Origin of the sequence: Parasphingorhabdus sp. (assembly GCF_965233695.1) — a bacterium.
Taxonomy (GTDB): Bacteria; Pseudomonadota; Alphaproteobacteria; order Sphingomonadales; family Sphingomonadaceae; genus Parasphingorhabdus.
This window is the reverse complement of record NZ_OZ247497.1, coordinates 1,231,999-1,249,056: the sequence shown is the minus strand read 5'-3', so window position 1 is coordinate 1,249,056 and position 17,058 is coordinate 1,231,999. Positions and strand designations below refer to the sequence as shown.

At 55.3% G+C, this 17,058-nt stretch carries 14 protein-coding genes; 12 read left to right on the top strand and 2 right to left on the bottom strand.

Translation table 11 applies throughout. From position 1 onward, the window contains the following. Positions 1 to 217: 217 nt before the first annotated feature. From ACO6S1_RS05875 to ACO6S1_RS05845, 7 genes are all read left to right on the top strand, one after another. Positions 218 to 1,645 carry an NAD(P)-dependent oxidoreductase gene (locus ACO6S1_RS05875; protein ID WP_422345388.1) on the top strand — a complete coding sequence of 476 codons (1,428 nt, stop codon included), beginning with the start codon at positions 218 to 220 and terminating at the stop codon, positions 1,643 to 1,645. 36 nt (positions 1,646 to 1,681) lie between these two features. Next, complete coding sequence (locus ACO6S1_RS05870; RefSeq protein ID WP_422345387.1) at positions 1,682 to 2,560, top strand: DUF2059 domain-containing protein; 879 nt, start codon at positions 1,682 to 1,684, stop codon at positions 2,558 to 2,560. A gap of 48 nt (positions 2,561 to 2,608) precedes the next feature. After that, positions 2,609 to 7,135: a glutamate synthase large subunit gene (gene gltB / locus ACO6S1_RS05865; RefSeq protein WP_422345386.1), complete on the top strand. Its 4,527-nt coding sequence runs from the start codon at positions 2,609 to 2,611 to the stop codon at positions 7,133 to 7,135. A gap of 70 nt (positions 7,136 to 7,205) precedes the next feature. Further along, complete coding sequence (locus ACO6S1_RS05860; protein ID WP_422345385.1) at positions 7,206 to 7,532, top strand: hypothetical protein; 327 nt, start codon at positions 7,206 to 7,208, stop codon at positions 7,530 to 7,532. A gap of 101 nt (positions 7,533 to 7,633) precedes the next feature. Beyond that, complete coding sequence (locus tag ACO6S1_RS05855; RefSeq protein ID WP_422345384.1) at positions 7,634 to 7,969, top strand: VOC family protein; 336 nt, start codon at positions 7,634 to 7,636, stop codon at positions 7,967 to 7,969. 141 nt (positions 7,970 to 8,110) lie between these two features. After that, on the top strand, positions 8,111 to 8,548 hold the full coding sequence (locus ACO6S1_RS05850; protein ID WP_422345383.1) for a hypothetical protein: 438 nt from the start codon (positions 8,111 to 8,113) through the stop codon (positions 8,546 to 8,548). Between the two features lie 100 nt (positions 8,549 to 8,648). Next, a complete protein-coding gene (locus ACO6S1_RS05845; protein ID WP_422345382.1) occupies positions 8,649 to 9,320 on the top strand; it encodes a glutathione S-transferase family protein in 672 nt (223 codons plus the stop codon). Here ACO6S1_RS05845 and ACO6S1_RS05840 read toward each other — a convergent pair. Continuing rightward, a complete protein-coding gene (locus tag ACO6S1_RS05840; RefSeq protein WP_422345381.1) occupies positions 9,317 to 9,784 on the bottom strand; it encodes a GNAT family N-acetyltransferase in 468 nt (155 codons plus the stop codon). The two genes, ACO6S1_RS05845 and ACO6S1_RS05840, sit on opposite strands and share 4 nt — an antisense overlap. Before the next feature lie 4 nt (positions 9,785 to 9,788). Next, entirely contained in the window at positions 9,789 to 10,550 is a 762-nt protein-coding gene (gene ubiG / locus ACO6S1_RS05835) for a bifunctional 2-polyprenyl-6-hydroxyphenol methylase/3-demethylubiquinol 3-O-methyltransferase UbiG (RefSeq protein WP_422345380.1), read from the bottom strand. A 72-nt stretch (positions 10,551 to 10,622) separates the two neighbouring features. Between ubiG and ACO6S1_RS05830 the strand changes: the two genes are divergently transcribed. From ACO6S1_RS05830 to ACO6S1_RS05810, 5 genes are all read left to right on the top strand, one after another. Then, positions 10,623 to 11,888: an aspartate kinase gene (locus ACO6S1_RS05830; RefSeq protein ID WP_422345379.1), complete on the top strand. Its 1,266-nt coding sequence runs from the start codon at positions 10,623 to 10,625 to the stop codon at positions 11,886 to 11,888. 118 nt (positions 11,889 to 12,006) lie between these two features. Then, positions 12,007 to 13,011, top strand: coding sequence for an NAD(P)H-dependent flavin oxidoreductase (locus ACO6S1_RS05825; RefSeq protein WP_422345378.1), 1,005 nt, complete (start codon positions 12,007 to 12,009; stop codon positions 13,009 to 13,011). Between the two features lie 77 nt (positions 13,012 to 13,088). Continuing rightward, positions 13,089 to 13,625 carry a PH domain-containing protein gene (locus tag ACO6S1_RS05820; protein ID WP_422345377.1) on the top strand — a complete coding sequence of 179 codons (537 nt, stop codon included), beginning with the start codon at positions 13,089 to 13,091 and terminating at the stop codon, positions 13,623 to 13,625. Continuing rightward, the gene (locus ACO6S1_RS05815; RefSeq protein WP_422345376.1) at positions 13,622 to 15,148 is read left to right on the top strand and encodes a PH domain-containing protein; all 1,527 of its coding nucleotides are present in this window, start codon (positions 13,622 to 13,624) and stop codon (positions 15,146 to 15,148) included. The genes ACO6S1_RS05820 and ACO6S1_RS05815 overlap by 4 nt, the downstream gene beginning before the upstream one ends. A gap of 83 nt (positions 15,149 to 15,231) precedes the next feature. Next, entirely contained in the window at positions 15,232 to 17,028 is a 1,797-nt protein-coding gene (locus tag ACO6S1_RS05810) for a DUF885 domain-containing protein (protein WP_422345375.1), read from the top strand. Positions 17,029 to 17,058: the final 30 nt, after the last annotated feature.

Sequence of the window (17,058 nt, the reverse complement as noted above, 5' to 3'; positions counted from 1 at the left end):
TACTTATATTGCGCAAAGAGCCGTCGCTTTTGCCTGAAACCCCCTGAAACACGTGATATAGGTTAGAAATACTGTCATATTTTGCTGAATTTACGTGACTTCCGCTGATGATTGGCCTATCGCAGCCCTAACGCTCGCTATGGCGAGCAGGGTCACCCTAATAGAATAACACAAAAAGCGAGCGATCTGCATGCCAAAAGGCACGAAAAAATTAGACATGTTGAAATTTGTGAATACCGGGCAAAACTACCCCGAAAAGCGCGAACCGACGCTGCGGGCTGAAGATTTTCAGGAAATCGCTGATCGTTATGCGCCCGATAAAGCAGCCGAACAGGCTGCACGTTGTTCGCAATGCGGCGTGCCCTATTGCTCGACCCATTGCCCGCTCCACAACCATATTCCCGACTGGCTCCGGCTGACCGCCGAGGGCCGGGTCCGCGAAGCCTATGAAATGTCTAATCTGACATCGACCATGCCGGAAATTTGCGGTCGAATCTGTCCGCAGGACCGCTTATGCGAAGGCAATTGCGTAATCGAGTTTTCCGGCCATGGCGCCGTGACCATTGGTGCGGTTGAAAAATATATCACTGACACCGCCTGGGAAGAAGGTTGGGTCGAACCGCTGGTGCCCGCGAAATCCCGCGGCCAATCGGTGGGCATTATTGGCGCTGGTCCCGCTGGCTTGACGGCCGGAGAATATCTGCGGGTCGCCGGCTATGACGTCCATATATATGATCGCCATGATCGCGCCGGCGGATTGCTGACCTATGGCATTCCCGGATTCAAGCTTGAAAAGGATGTGATCATGCGGCGGGTCCAGCGCTTGAAAGACGGCGGCATCCAATTTCATGAGAATTTTGAAGTCGGCAAAGACGCGACCCTGGACGAACTGCGTACCAAGCATGACGCCATCCTGATCGCGACCGGTGTGTATAAAGCCCGGGAGATAAAAATGCCGGGCGTCGGCGCTCCAGGTGTGGAGGAAGCGCTGGAATTCCTGACCGCCTCCAACCGCAAGAGCTTTGGAGATGACGTGCCCGATTTCGACAATGGCCGCTTCAATGCGAAGGGCAAGAATGTTGTCGTCATTGGCGGCGGCGATACCGCGATGGATTGTGTCCGCACCTCCGTGCGGCAGGGCGCCAAGTCGGTCAAATGCCTCTATCGCCGGGACCGCGCCAATATGCCGGGATCACAGAATGAAGTGAAAAATGCCGAGGAAGAAGGCGTTGATTTTGTCTGGCTCTCCGCACCCAAAGCAGTCGAAGGCACGGACCATGTCACCGCGGTCAAAGCGACGAAGATGCGTCTGGGCGCGCCCGATGCCAGTGGCCGCCGCGCGCCGGAAGTACAGCCCGATAGCGAGTTTACCCTAGAGGCCGATCTGGTCATCAAGGCTTTGGGCTTTGATGCGGAAGAGCTGCCCAGCCTGTTTGAATGCCCGGACCTCAGCGTCACCCGCTGGGGCACTTTGCGCGTCGATCACAAGAGCATGATGACCAATCTCGATGGCGTTTTCGCCGCTGGCGATATTGTCCGCGGAGCCAGCCTTGTGGTATGGGGCATTCGCGACGGTCGCGACGTGACCGAGCATATGCACAAATTCTTGCGCGAAAAAGCGCGGGCGGAAAAACAGGCCGCCTGAACACCCCATATTTTGGTTTCTATTTCGGAGTTTTAAATGAGAAAATTCATTGCAGTTACTGTGAGTTCGATCGCCCTCGCCGTGAGTATTCCAGCCGCAGCACAAGAAGCCGGTGACACCGCCGCAACCGAAGCGGCTGCGATCGACCCCGCACGTCTCGAGGCAGCCAAGAGCACTGTTGATTATCTGTTCCCGCTCGGCACCTATGAGCGGATGATGAAGGGGACGATGGATCAGATGATGGACCAGATGATGATGAGCATGGGCAATATGCGCATGGGCGATCTGGCCGGGGCGGGAGGTGTCGCCAGAAGCGATATGCCCGAAGGTATGGGCGAAAAGACACTGGCCGAGATGGCGACGGAAATGGACCCGCATTACGCAGAGCGGACGAAAATTTCGACCAAGGTTATCATGGACGAGATGGTCAACCTGATGATCGGGATGGAACCAGCCGTCCGCGAAGCACTGACCAATATTTATGCGCGCAAATTCAGTGTCGGCCAACTAACCGAGATGAACAGCTTTTTCGCCACCGATACCGGTAGTGCCTTTGCGCGAGACTATATGATGGTCTTTGTCGATCCGGAAATGATGCAATCGATGATGAGTATGGTCCCGGAAATGATGCAGGCGATGCCAGAGATCATGAAAAAGGTCGAAGAGGCTACTGCCCATCTGCCATCCGTTAAAATGCCTGACAATGATCCCTTCGCCTCGGTTCAGGAGGTGATGGACGAGGAGGAAAATTCAGAGGATGCTACAGATTGGGAAGATCCCGATAACTGGTCACCGGAAGACCGGGAGCTCGTCAATAAACTGAGCGCCGATTCAGACACCGCGTTTGAAAAATATTATGAAGCGCTCGAAAAAGCGCAGAAAAACGCCAAAGCTAAAATAGCAAACGGCAAATAGACAACAGCGTACAAAATCACTGCTCTTACCTACTGAAATGAAATTGATATGACGCACCACTATCCAACGCCCGAACATAAGCGCCTTGCCGAAACCGGCATGTACCGGCCTGAATTTGAATCTGATGCCTGCGGTGTCGGACTGGTCGCCGCGACCGATGGCAAGCCATCGCGGCGGGTGGTGTCTTCGGCGATTGATGCGCTGAAAGCGGTGTGGCATCGCGGCGCGGTGGATGCAGACGGAATGACGGGCGATGGCGCTGGCCTGCATGTCGATTTGCCGGCCCGCTTCTTTGACGACGCGATTGCCGACAGCGGCCATAAAGTGCTTCCCAACCGACTCGCCGTCGGCATGATCTTTCTGCCGCGCACGGATTTAAGTGCTCAGGAGACCTGCCGGACAATTGTCGAGGCGGAAATTATCGAAGCCGGCTACAAGATTTATGGCTGGCGGCAGGTGCCGGTAAACGTGTCGGTCATTGGCGTGAAGGCGCAAAACACCCGGCCCGAAATTGAACAGATCATGATTGCCGGACCACTGCCGGACCGTCAAAGCATCGAGGAATTTGAAAAAAACCTTTATCTCATTCGCCGCCGGATCGAGAAAAAGGTGATCGCCGCCCAGATTCAGGATTTTTATATTTGCAGCCTGTCCTGCCGCTCGATCATTTACAAAGGCTTGTTTCTCGCAGAGTCTCTCTCGGTATTCTATCCCGACTTGACCGACGAACGATTTGAAAGCCGTGTCGCGATTTTTCATCAACGCTATTCAACCAACACCTTTCCGCAATGGTGGTTGGCCCAACCGTTTCGCACGCTTGCCCATAATGGCGAAGTAAACACGATCCGCGGCAATAAAAACTGGATGAAGAGCCACGAGATCAAAATGGCGAGCCTCGCCTTTGGCGATCATTCCGAGGACATCAAGCCGGTAATCCCGGCAGGTGCCTCCGACACGGCGGCATTGGACGCAGTTTTTGAAACCATCTGTCGCTCCGGCCGCGATGCGCCGACAGCGAAACTCATGCTGGTTCCCGAGGCCTGGCAGAATGAAGCGGATATCGATCCAGCGCACAAGGCGATGTATGAATATATGGCCAGCGTCATGGAGCCATGGGATGGTCCCGCAGCGCTTGCCATGACGGATGGCCGCTGGGCTGTGGGCGGCGTGGACCGCAATGCACTGCGACCGCTGCGTTATTCGATGACCAATGATAATTTGCTGATCATCGGGTCCGAGACCGGCATGGTTGTGGTTCCCGAAAGCCAGATCATCAAAAAGGGCCGGCTTGGTCCCGGTCAGATGATCGCGGTCGACTTGCAGGAAGGCGTGGTTTTTACCGACAAGGAAATCAAAGACAAGATCGCTTCCGAAGAACCCTATCCTGATCTCGTCAAAGGCTTTCTGACAGCCGATGACCTGCCTCCTGCACCTGCCGGTTCTGGCCTTAACTTCTCGAAAGAGGAATTGATCCGGAGACAAACTGCGGCGGGACATACGCTGGAAGATATGGAAGTCATCCTCGCCCCGATGGTGGAAGATGCCAAGGAAGCAATTGGCTCTATGGGCGATGATACGCCGCTCGCCGTCATCAGTCTGAAGCCGCGGCAGATTAGCCATTTTTTCCGGCAGAATTTCAGCCAGGTCACCAACCCACCAATTGACAGCCTGCGCGAACGCCATGTCATGAGCCTCCGCACGCGCTTTGCCAATCTTGCTAATATATTGGAAAAAGACAGTCAGAATGAAGACGTCATGGTGCTCGACAGCCCCGTGCTCAGCTGTGAATTATGGGAACGGCTGAAGGCTGGGTTTGGCGATGCCGTCGCCGAAATAGACTGCACTATGTCCAATACGGGCGGCGCGATTGAGATGCGCGATGCCATTGCCCGGATTCGCGAAGAAGCTGAACAAGCCGTGCGACAAGGCAAGACCGAAATCTTCCTGACCGATGAGAATATCGACGAAGATCATATGGCGATCAGCATGATCATTGCTGCTGCGGCTGTGCACACCCATTTGGTGCGCAAAGGTCTGCGTGCCTATGCCTCGGTCAATGTCCGGGCGGCTGAATGTCTCGACACCCATTGCTATGCCGTGCTCATCGGTGTCGGCGCAACGACCGTGAACGCCTATCTGTCGGAAGCAGCGATAGTGGACCGTCATGCGCGCGGGCTGTTCGATGGTCTGTCCCTCGACGAATGCATTGCCCGCCACAAGAAAGCGGTCGACGAAGGCTTGCTTAAAATCATGTCCAAAATGGGCATTGCCGTCATCTCCAGCTATCGCGGCGGCTATAATTTTGAAGCCGTCGGCCTGTCGCGCGCTTTGTGCAACGACCTGTTCCCCGGCATGCCGACCAAAATTTCCGGCGAAGGCTATGCGTCCTTGTTTATCAATGCGCAGGAAAAACATGACGCGGCGTTTGAAGCCGCGGTTGTGCGCTTGCCGGTTGGCGGTTTCTACAAACAGCGTGATGGCGGTGAAGCCCATGCTTATAGCGCGCATTTGATGCACTTGCTGCAAAGCGCGGTCGCCCACGATAGCTACTCCTCCTACCTGCAATTTTCGCAAGGCGTCCGCGAGCTGGAGCCGGTTTATCTGCGCGACCTGATGGAATTTAACTACGCGCCGGAACCGATTCCGATCGACGAGGTTGAAGCGATTACCGAAATTCGCAAACGTTTCAACACGCCCGGCATGTCGCTTGGCGCGCTCAGCCCCGAAGCGCATGAAACGCTGGCCATTGCCATGAACCGCATTGGCGCGAAATCCGTGTCCGGTGAAGGGGGCGAAGAGAAGCGCCGCTATAAACCCTTCGCCAATGGCGACAATGCGTCGAGTCCGATCAAGCAAGTCGCTTCCGGCCGCTTTGGTGTGACGGCAGAATATCTCGGTGCCTGTGAAGAGGTCGAGATCAAGGTCGCCCAAGGCGCCAAGCCCGGTGAAGGCGGACAATTGCCCGGCTTCAAGGTCACGGAATTTATCGCCAAACTGCGCCACTCGACCCCGGGTGTCACGCTCATTTCACCACCGCCACATCACGACATCTATTCGATCGAAGATCTGGCGCAGCTGATTTACGATCTCAAGCAGATCAACCCCAAAGCACGCGTCTGCGTCAAGCTGGTGTCTGCCGCTGGTATCGGCACGATTGCCGCTGGTGTGGCCAAGGCGCATGCCGATGTCATCCTGATTTCGGGCAATACCGGCGGGACCGGCGCATCGCCGCAAACGAGCATCAAATTTGCGGGAACACCCTGGGAAATGGGTCTGACCGAAGCCAATCAGGTCCTCACCCTTAACGGTCTGCGTCACCGCGTGAAGTTGCGCACCGATGGCGGGCTGAAAACCGGACGCGATATCGTCATTGCAGCAATATTGGGTGCAGAGGAATTTGGCCTCGGTACGCTGAGCCTGGTCGCCATGGGTTGTATCATGGTCCGGCAATGCCACAGCAACACCTGTCCGGTTGGTGTCTGTGTGCAGGACGAAAAACTGCGCGAGAAATTTACCGGCACCCCGGAAAAAGTCATCAACCTCATGACCTATATGGCCGAAGAAGTGCGCGAGATATTGGCGCGCCTTGGCTATCGGAAGCTTGAAGAAGTTATCGGGCGTACGGAATTACTGCGGCAAGTCAGTCGCGGGGCCGAGCATCTCGATGATCTCGACCTCAACCCGATTCTCGCCAAGGTAGACGCGCCGGATACCGAGCGCACGTTCAACCTCCCGACGCACCGCAATGAAGTGCCCGACAGTCTGGACGCCCAGATGATTGCCGACGCGCAGCCGGTTTTTGAACGGCGCGAAAAAATGCAGCTGACCTATACGGTGCGCAACACGCATCGGGCCGTCGGCACGCGTTTCTCGGCAGAGGTCACGGCCAAATATGGCATGACCGCGCTGAACGAGGACCATGTCCATGTGCGTCTGCGCGGCAGTGCGGGCCAGTCCCTCGGCGCCTTCATGTGTCAGGGGATCACACTGGAAGTCTTTGGCGATGCCAATGACTATGTCGGCAAGGGCCTGTCCGGCGGCAAGATTGTCGTCCGCCCAATGGTCAGCTCACCGCTCGACAGCAAGGCCAATACGATTATCGGCAATACGGTGCTTTATGGCGCAACCTCCGGTCAGCTTTTTGCAGCGGGGCAAGCCGGCGAACGGTTCGCGGTCCGTAATAGCGGCGCGGATGTGGTTGTTGAAGGCTGCGGTGCCAATGGCTGCGAATATATGACCGGCGGTAATGCGGTTATCCTTGGCGCGGTCGGCAATAATTTCGGCGCAGGCATGACCGGCGGCATGGCCTTCATCCTCGATCTCAACCGCGATTTTGAAAAATATGCCAATCCCGAAAGCATCATCTGGCAACGACTGGACAGCGGCTATTGGGAAGAGCATCTCAAATCCCTGATCGAAGCGCATCACCGGACCACCGACAGCAACTGGTCAGAGACCATCTTGCGCGACTGGGACCGCTGGCGGGAACGCTTCTGGCAGGTTTGTCCGAAAGAAATGGTCGAACGGCTGGATCATCCGCTGTCGGATAGGGATGCTGTCGTTGCGGCAGAGTAGAACGAGAGATCAGACTATCGACCCAACTTACTATAGATATCGGATCTTTCGGGAGTGGAAGCTGGGCCTAATGGTCTTGGTCTTCGGTATTTTCGCATTTTCGATCTATGCTCTGAAAGCAGAAGGCGTTTGGAGCGTTAGAAACCAACCGGGCAAAGTTTTAGAAGGTCATATTTCGAAGATTTTCAACAAGACATCGGAATATTCAATTCCTACGACCGCCTATATGCGGATTGAGCTAAAGGATGGGCGCAAGGTCCTCATCAAAGACAGGGTCAATTTCATTGTGACTTGCCGAGTTGATGACAAGGTTCAACTCAGGGAAATGATTGCCGACAACGGAAGATACTTTTACAAGATTGAACCTAAAAAATGTGTTGATTCATCGAAGACATGACAGATCGGCGTGATGTAACGGCGGGGTTAGGCCTGCTTGGGCTAACCGGCCTTGTATCCTGTGCGCCCAAATCTGCCTCCCGATTAACAGGAGCCAAAACCATGCCCAAAATCACGCCCAATTATATGGAAATGAAAGCGATCGACCTTGGTGCCAGTAAGGCCTTTTATGAAAAAGCCTTCGGTTTTTCCTTTACCGATTATGGGCCGGAATATGCCGCCGTTGAAGGCGGACCTGTGCAAATTGGCATCGCTGCTGGCGAAGAGCCGCCCGCGCCGATGCCGACCTTTGAAACGGATGATCTCGAGGCCGCCCTTGCGCAGGTAAAAACAGCCGGCGGCGCCATCGTCAAAGAGATTTTTCCTTATCCCGGCGGTCGGCGCTTTGAATGTCTTGATCCTTCGGGCAATCGTCTGGCCATTTATCAGGTCGCATGATTTCGGCTTTCCGTGCTGGTTTTACGGCAATTTACGATTCTTGCTGAATGACTCTGCGCCGGTTCAGCTTTGACTCAGATCAGGGCTGCTAGACGCCAAGTGTCGTTGGCGAACAACGATGACTGTTTAGGAGGCTCAGCTATGCGATCACTTTTCTCTCTCCCTTTATTGGCCGTGTCGCTGAGCCTTTCTGTCCCCGCTGCGGCGCAGGATGAAGCCGCTGAATCCGAGATGATCGATAAGCTCAACGATCCGGAATTTCAGGATGATATGGTATCGGTAATGTCCGGTTTCATGACGGCGATGATGGACTTGCCCATTGGTCAATTTGCGGCCGCGATGGAAAAAGCCGTCCCGGAAGACTTGAATGATGGTGAGACATTTTCCAATGTCGATCCCGATGCCACATTGGGTGATCTGGCTGCGCGTGACAATCCTGATTTCAACGCCGACATGGAAGACAAAATGCGCAAGGGCACTGTGATGATGGGCATCATGGCCAGTGAATTTGGGGCTTTGCTTCCGCAGCTCAAAGCAATTGGCGAAAAGATGAAGCGGCGTATGGATGCGCTGGAATAGGCGCGTCTGACAAGCCGTTTTGTAACGCCTGAGCATCTATTCACCTTTTCGTGCATCAAGCCCCTTCCCCCGCAACCCATTCCCGATTAACAGCAACGTTATGTGGCAGTTATTCCAATTTCCTCTTTGTCCGTTTTCGCGTAAAGTTCGCCTGTTAATGGGCGAAAAATCGGTCGGCTATGAGCTTGTCCGCGAGTCGCCATGGGAACAGCGGGATGCGTATCTCGATATGAACCCGGCTGGCCGGACTCCGGTGCTTCGACATGCCGAGCGTGGAACGGTTCTGGCCGATAGTGTCGCGATCTGTGAATATATCGAAGAGACGGTCGAAAAAACGCCGATGATAAACGGTACCGCCACTAACCGGGCTGAGATACGCCGACTCGTAGCCTGGTTTGACGAGCAGTTTTACGGCGATGTCACGGCGCCCATGCTCTATGAACGGATGCACAAACGCATCGTCCATCGCGCACCGCCGGATGCCAAGATTTTGCGCGAAGCGATGCGGCGGGCCAATGTCCATCTCGACTATATTGACTATCTGATCGATCACCGCAGCTGGCTGGCCGGCGCGACCATGAGTTTGGCCGACCTTTCTGCCGCAGCACAAATATCGGTCGCGGATTATCTCGGCGGCATTGACTGGACCGGACATGAACAGACGAAAGCATGGTACGCGATGTTCAAATCGCGCCCCTCTTTTCGGCCACTATTATCGGAGCGCATGGAAGTAATCGCTCCTCCGGCCCATTACGAAAAAGTCGATTTTTAGGACCTTTCGGGATCGCCGCCGGTCAAGCGGAGAATCATCTGCACTTTGTCCATTCCTTGCGCAAAGCCATCGGTCTCTAAATGCACCGTTTGAAAACCGAATTTTGCGAAAAAGGGGGCAATTTGAGGAGTTGTGAAAAGCTCTGCCTCGACAAAAGACCCTGACGCTTCAATCGCTTGCAGACGGTATTCGGCGAGCAATCGACCCAGCCCCGATCCATGGTGGGCATTATCCACCATGCCCCAGGTAAAGCGTGCCTGGCCGCGATCTTCCTTCCTAAAACCGCCACACCCGCAAATTGCGCCGGCTTTTTCAATCACGAAATATTCTCCGGTCGGTTGATTCAGAAAATTTTCAAAGGCGGGGCGCTCGCTAGCATCAAAATAGCGTGGCACGTTGCTGTCAAACAAAGCAAGACAAGCCGCTTTGTCGGAAGGGACATAAAGGCGGACGGAATCGCTCAATCCCTCAATCGCGCACCACCGTCATCAGATAATTGAGCGACAAATTCTCTGACAAAGCAAAACCATGGGAGGGACTGTAGGACAGGCCGGTGGTGTCGGTGACTTTCAATCCGGCCTGCCCCAGCAGTTTTTCCAGCTCATCAGGAGTGAAAAATTGATCATGATGATGTGTGCCCTTGGGAATACGCCCCGTCATTTCGGCAAGATCGACCAGCATGATTTTCGACATGGCGGTGCGATTGGGCGTGGACAAAATCATCAGGCCGTCATCGGACATCGCATGGGCCAACCCAGCCACGAAACCATCGGCATCATCGACATGTTCAATCACTTCGAGCGAAGTCACCAGATCGAAACCGTTCTCGCCGAACTTTTCGATCCCGATATTGCGATAGTCGATATCCAGCCGCTGCGGTTCGGCATGCGCCTTGGCCGCGTCGATATTTTCCGGCGCGGCGTCGAGCCCGGTGACCGCTGCGCCCATCCGGGCCAAAGGCTCACAAACCAGTCCGGCGCCGCATCCGACATCAAGTGCGCGCCTGCCGGCCAAAGGTCGCAAATCAGACGCTGCGACGCCGAAATGCAGATTGATCGCATCCCTGATATAGCCGAGCCGCACCGGATTGAGCCGATGCAGCATGGCGGATGACCCGTTCGGATCCCACCAATCGGCCGCCAAAGCTCCAAAATGCGCGGCCTCTTGCGCGTTTATCGTGCTCTTGGTTGCGCCTGAAACCGAACTCTTGCTGGTGCTTGCCTTTGTCATAACGTCTCTTTATCACAGCCCGCGCGTCTCGTTCAGACCCTTTTTTCAATAGAAAGACAGATAACAGGCATCATGGCACGGATAGTGATGAAATTTGGCGGCACGTCGATGGCGGGGATTGAGCGAATTCGCCGGGTTGCACAAATCGTCAAACAACAGGCAGATGCCGGGCATGAAGTCGCGGTGGTCGTCTCGGCCATGGCGGGAGACACCGACCGGCTCGTCAATTTCTGCCGCGAAGCCAGCTCGCTCTACGATGCTGCGGAATATGACGTGGTGGTCGCAAGCGGCGAACAGGTGACATCTGGCCTGCTCGCAATCGCGTTACAATCGCTGGGCGCCAAGGCGCGCAGCTGGCTCGGCTGGCAAATGCCGATCCGAACCATCGAATCGCATAGCAAGGCGCGGATCGAAACCGTCGATGCCGACGCTCTCACCGCTTCCATGCAAAGCGGTGAAATCGCTATCATTCCGGGCTTTCAGGGCATTAGTCAGGATGGCCGGATCACGACGCTTGGCCGCGGCGGGTCTGATACCAGTGCCGTTGCCATTGCCGCAGCAGTCAAAGCGGATCGTTGCGATATCTATACCGACGTTGACGGTGTCTATACCACCGACCCGCGCATTGTGACAAAGGCCCGCAAGCTGAAAACCGTGACTTTTGAGGAAATGCTGGAGCTGGCCAGCGTCGGCGCAAAGGTGCTGCAGACGCGCTCGGTCGGTTTGGCGATGAAAGAAAATGTACGTATTCAGGTGCTGTCATCCTTTACTGAGGACGGTTCACCAGTTGCAGATGATCTACCTGGAACAATGATCGTCAGCGAAAGCGAAATGGAGAAAGAGGATATGGAGCGTCAACTCATCACGGGCATCGCCCATGACAAGAATGAATCCAAAATCACCCTGACCCGCGTGCCAGACAAACCGGGTGCCGTGGCAAATATCTTCGAGCCGCTCGCCAAGGCCGCGATCAATGTGGATATGATTATTCAGAATGTCGGACGCGAAAAAGGCGAAACTGATGTGACCTTCACGGCACCGACCAGCGATCTGGACCGGACCATGCAGGTGCTGGAAAAGGCCAAGGAGAGCATTGGCTATAACCGGCTGATTTCCGACACAAACGTCGCGAAAATATCGGTCGTGGGCGTCGGTATGAAAAGCCATGCCGGTGTAGCCTCGACAATGTTCAAGGCACTCGCCGATCGCGGCGTCAATATTCAGGCAATTACGACGTCGGAAATCAAGGTCAGCGTGCTGATCGAGGAAGACTATACCGAACTGGCACTGCGGGTGCTTCACACCGCATATGGCCTGGATGCAGAGGATGCAGCTTAACAATCTCCCTCCCCTTCAGGGGAGGGATTAAGGGAGGGGGAGGCTTTGCACCTTATACGATATCCCCCTCTCCCAACCCTCTCCCCTGAACGGGAGAGGGCATTTAGAAAGAAACCCAATGACCCAATCCAAACTCTCGACCTTAATGCAGCGCGGCACCGACCTGCTTGGCAGTGAAACCGCGATCATGTGCGGCGCGATGAGCTGGGTGTCCGAGCGCAATCTGGTCAGCGCCATTTCCAATGCAGGCGGCTTTGGCGTCATTGCTTGTGGTGCGATGACCCCGGATTTGCTCGATACAGAAATCGCCGAAACCAAGAAGCGGACCAGCAAACCGTTCGGCGTCAACCTGATTACCATGCATCCGGACCTGATGAAGCTGATCGCAGTGTGTGGCAATCATGACGTCAGCCATGTTGTACTCGCCGGCGGTCTGCCGCCCAAGGGCAGCCTTGAGGCGATCAAGGAAATCGGTGCAAAAGTCATCTGTTTTGCGCCGGCCATGGCGCTGGCCAAGAAATTCATCCGCTCCGGCGTTGACGCCATCGTAATTGAAGGCATGGAAGCGGGCGGTCATATCGGGCCAGTCTCGACGTCCGTACTGGCGCAGGAAATTCTGCCCGAAATTGCGGATCAATTGCCGGTTTTCGTCGCTGGCGGTATCGGCACCGGCGAGATGATTGGCGCCTATCTTGAAATGGGCGCAAGCGGGGTTCAGCTCGGCACGCGCTTTGTCTGCGCACATGAATCCATCGCTCACCCCAATTTCAAGAAAGCCTTTATTCGCGGCAATGCCCGCGATGCCGTAACCAGCGTTCAGGTCGACCCCCGCCTGCCGGTCATTCCGGTTCGCGCGCTCAAAAACAAGGGCACCGAAGAGTTTACTCGCAAGCAGATTGAAGTGGCGAAATTGCTCGACGCCGGTGAAATTGAAATGGGCGAAGCACAGTTGCAAATCGAACATTTCTGGGCTGGCGCTCTGCGCAAGGCGGTGATTGACGGCGATGTCGAAAATGGCTCCGTCATGGCCGGGCAATCGGTTGGCATGGTCAAGTCCGAGGAAAGCGTTGCGGATATTATCAAGACGCTGACGGAAGAGGCGGAAACAGCGCTGGCGCGCTAACGCTAGCCGCTTGTCGCTCGAGTCCAGGCTGCGCTATCTGTCTTGCCTAAATAACACAGCTTCGGCATAGTCGCTTCATGACAGAAGCCATTGCCACCCCCGACCCTCTCGCAGAAATGGAACAGGATATGGCGCGGGCCTATAACCAGGGTCTGACACCGCTGCATCCCCCGCAAAAATCCCTGATTCGTCTCAATACGGTGATCCTTGCCGCCATTTTGATTATCGCTGCAATCGTCGGCGAATTTGCGATCCGCAACGTTATACCCGGCATCGGCGGCATGATCATCGGGCCCGTCACAGCGATGGCGCTTTTCCTGATCATCCTGTTGCCAGGTCGGATCTATCGCCGCTGGGGCTATGATATGGGTGACGAACAACTGCGGGTTTTGCGCGGTTTCCTTTGGCGGACGGACACGATCGTGCCGTTTAACCGCATCCAGCATATCGATGTGGCGCAAGGTCCCTTTCAGCGAATGTTCGGGCTGTCGACACTGATCGTCCACACGGCTGGCACCCATAACAGCATCGTCACCTTGCCCGGTCTTAGCACATCCGATGCAGAGGACATGCGCGACACGATCAAAGGTCATATTCGCCAAGACATGATATGAATGACCTATCCGTAACAACAGCAGAAACGATGGACCCGGAAGCGGCAGACAGCGCATCCTTTCGCCATCTGCATCCGCTCAGCATCATTCTGAAATCGGTTGCCGCTATCGGCCAGAATCTGATTGCGATGGGCGTGCTCTATTTCAGCGTATTCGATCAGAATATCGTCTATGCTGCGCTCGCCGCTCTGGCGCTACTGGCCATCATCATTGGAATAACCGCGCTGATCTGGTCGCGCTTCACCTATCATGTCGGCGCAAAAGAAATCCGCATCAAAAGCGGCCTGCTCAGCCGCAATAACCGATCCATACCGTTCGACCGGATTCAGGATGTCAGCCTGGAGCAAAAACTGGTCAGCCGGATATTGGGACTCGCCACGGTCAAGCTGGAAACCGGCTCTGGCGGCAGCGAGGATGGCAAGCTGGATGCGCTGGCTCTGGCGGATGCCGAAGCGCTGCGGGATACGCTGCGCGACTATAAATCCGGCGTCACCACAAGCGCGGCAGAGCAGGCGGTAGCTGCACCAACTGATATCGGCTCAGATGAGGGAACCCCTTTATTTACAATGGACAACCGGCGGATATTCATCGCGGGCCTGTTCAATTTTTCCTTCGTTCTACTCGCCATATTGGCCGCTATCGCCCAGAATCTCGACTTCCTGTTGCCGGATGATTTCTTCAATCCCTGGTATTGGGCGGAGCAGTTGACCGAGCAGGACGTGGTCAACGGGTTAAGCTTTACCGCCCAGATTGCCGGCGCTGTCGGCGCGCTGGTTTCGCTGATTGCAGTGGGTCTGGGCAGCGGCATTATCCGGACCTTCATTCGCGAATATGGATTTCGTTTGGATCGCGTTGACCGAGGGCAGCCGGGTTTCCGGCGTCGGCGCGGACTGTTCACGCTGACCGACATGGTCATGCCGATCCACCGGGTGCAGGCGGCAATCCTCAGAACCGGTCCGGTCCGTCAGCGCTTCGGCTGGTATCACCTCAAATTCCAGTCGCTGGCCAGTGATGGCAGCGGCGAGAGCGACCATAGCGCTGCCCCTTGTGCACAGATGGACGAAGTCGACCCGATACTGGCCGAAACCAAGATCGCCAATGTACCACCCGATCTCGACTTTCATCATGTCAGCCCAGCGCTCTGGTGGCGCGATGCGGTTATTTTGGCGATTATATTGAGCATCGTGAGCATTGGCCTTGGCCGGTTTGTACAACCCGGTTTTTACGCGCTGATATTGATTGCGATCCCGATTATCGCCGTTTCGGTGTTGAACTGGCGCCATCATCAATATGCGCTGACCGATACGCAATTGTTCGTGCGCGCGGGCTGGTGGCGGCGCAAGCTGACGATATTGCCGATCCGCAAGATCCAGACTGTTGATGTCGGTCAATCGCCGCTGGACCATCCCCTTGATCTGGCGACAGTCACGGTGGGCATTGCCGGTGGATCACCGATGGCTCCTTTGAAGATTAATGATATTCCCATGACCACAGCGATGGCGCTGCGCGATAAGCTGATTTAACCGGCGCGCATCGACAATGGCGCTTGACAGAAGGCACCGAATAACCACGATAGTAACCAATGATATTTTCAGGGGAGTTCGGCATGATCCGTGCGCATTTTAAACTATTGGTTTCCATATCGGCACTGGCGTTAAGCCTTCCCGCCGTGGCGCAAAGCAACACTTCCGATGTCGCGGAACAAAATACCCCGCAAAAGTCTGCCGCGCTCCATCAGATCATCGACGATTACTGGGCCTATAGCCTGAAACAATATCCCGAATTTGCTTCTTCGCTCGGCGTCGATGACCCCGATGGCGGGGTTACTGATCAAAGCCTTGAAGCGGAAGACAAGCGGGTCGAAAAAGCCAAAACCTGGCTGGTCCAGCTCGACAAGATTGACCAGAACAGCCTGTCAGAGGACGACAAAACCAATTACGGCATCCTGCGCCGCAGCCTGGCGGAACAGATTGAAGCGAGCACCTATGGTCAGCGCGCGATCAATTTCACCAACCGCAGCGGCTGGCATCAGAGCTTTGCCAGCATGCAAAACAACCTGCCCTTTCGCACAGCAGCGGATTACCAAGTCTATATCAACCGTCTGAAAAAATATGATATTGTACATGGCCAGTCGATCGCGGTTGCCAATCAGGCACTCAAGGGCGGCTATGTCCAGCCCTGCGTCTCGATGGTCGGCTATGAGACCAGCATATCCGGACTGATCAAAGAGAATCCGAAGGAATCGCGCTTTTTCGAGCCGTTTAAACGGACAAAACCGGACGGGATTGACCAGGCGACTTTCGACGGCCTTGCCGCTGACGCTGCCGAGGCTATTGCCCAGACTGTTATGCCAGCACTGAAAGAGCATCTGGACTGGTATACCGGCCAATATGCGCCCAATTGCGCCAAAGAACCTGGCGTGTCGGCTCAACCGGGTGGCGACAAATATTATGATTTCCGCATTCGCCAGATGACAACGACCGAAAAGACGGCCGACGAGATTCACAATATCGGCCTGTCCGAAGTCGCCCGCATCCGCGCCGAGATGGTCGAAGTCTCGAAAAAAGCCGGATTTGAAACCCGCGAAGCGTTTATCGAAGATCTCCGCACCAACCCGAAATATTATGCCAAGACGCCCGAAGAGCTGATGGAAAAAGTCGCGCGGGTGACCAAGTTGATTGATGGCAAAATGCCGTCAATCATCGGCAAGCTGGCGCGGCTGCCTTATGGGATCAAGGAAATCCCGGCCGAAACCGCAGAAGGCACGACCACCGCTTATTATAATCCGGGATCGCCCGATGTCGGCATTGCCGGCTTCTATTATGTCAACACGTCGAAGCTGGATCAGCGACCCTTCTGGGAAATCCCTGCTCTCAGTGTTCATGAAGCAGTGCCCGGCCACCATATGCAGATCGCCTTGCAGCAGGAACTCGACATGCCGGACTTCCGCAAACATGGCGCCTTTTTCACTGCCTTCGTCGAAGGCTGGGGCCTCTATTCCGAGCGGCTGGGCATTGAAATGGGGCTCTATGATACGCCCGCCAAGGATATGGGTCGCCTTTCCTATGAAATGTGGCGCGCCACACGGCTGGTGGTCGACACCGGCATCCATAGCAAAGGTTGGAGCAAGCAGCGCGCGATTGATTTCATGACCGACAACACCGCGCTCAGCCCCGCCAATATCGAGGCGGAGGTGAACCGCTATATCAGCTGGCCCGGACAGGCGCTGGCCTATAAAATGGGTGAGCTGAAAATTCGCGAATTGCGCACCAAGGCGACGGAAGAACTTGGCGCGAACTTTGATCTACGCGAATTTCATGATGTGGTGCTGGGACAAGGAGCGGTGCCGCTCGATATGCTCGAGGCACAGGTGAACCGCTGGATTGAAGGGAAGAAAAACTAGGCCTACCGGGCTCCGCATCAGGTGCGGACT

Coding starts and splice junctions, on each gene's coding strand:
- ACO6S1_RS05855 (WP_422345384.1), top strand. CDS start 7,634: ATGCCCAAAATCACGCCCAATTATATGGAAATGAAAGCGATCGACCTT.
- ACO6S1_RS05810 (WP_422345375.1), top strand. CDS start 15,232: ATGATCCGTGCGCATTTTAAACTATTGGTTTCCATATCGGCACTGGCG.
- ACO6S1_RS05850 (WP_422345383.1), top strand. CDS start 8,111: ATGCGATCACTTTTCTCTCTCCCTTTATTGGCCGTGTCGCTGAGCCTT.
- ACO6S1_RS05875 (WP_422345388.1), top strand. CDS start 218: ATGTTGAAATTTGTGAATACCGGGCAAAACTACCCCGAAAAGCGCGAA.
- gltB (WP_422345386.1), top strand. CDS start 2,609: ATGACGCACCACTATCCAACGCCCGAACATAAGCGCCTTGCCGAAACC.
- ACO6S1_RS05815 (WP_422345376.1), top strand. CDS start 13,622: ATGAATGACCTATCCGTAACAACAGCAGAAACGATGGACCCGGAAGCG.
- ACO6S1_RS05830 (WP_422345379.1), top strand. CDS start 10,623: ATGGCACGGATAGTGATGAAATTTGGCGGCACGTCGATGGCGGGGATT.
- ACO6S1_RS05845 (WP_422345382.1), top strand. CDS start 8,649: ATGTGGCAGTTATTCCAATTTCCTCTTTGTCCGTTTTCGCGTAAAGTT.
- ACO6S1_RS05860 (WP_422345385.1), top strand. CDS start 7,206: ATGGTCTTGGTCTTCGGTATTTTCGCATTTTCGATCTATGCTCTGAAA.
- ACO6S1_RS05825 (WP_422345378.1), top strand. CDS start 12,007: ATGACCCAATCCAAACTCTCGACCTTAATGCAGCGCGGCACCGACCTG.
- ACO6S1_RS05820 (WP_422345377.1), top strand. CDS start 13,089: ATGACAGAAGCCATTGCCACCCCCGACCCTCTCGCAGAAATGGAACAG.
- ubiG (WP_422345380.1), bottom strand. CDS start 10,550: ATGACAAAGGCAAGCACCAGCAAGAGTTCGGTTTCAGGCGCAACCAAG.
- ACO6S1_RS05870 (WP_422345387.1), top strand. CDS start 1,682: ATGAGAAAATTCATTGCAGTTACTGTGAGTTCGATCGCCCTCGCCGTG.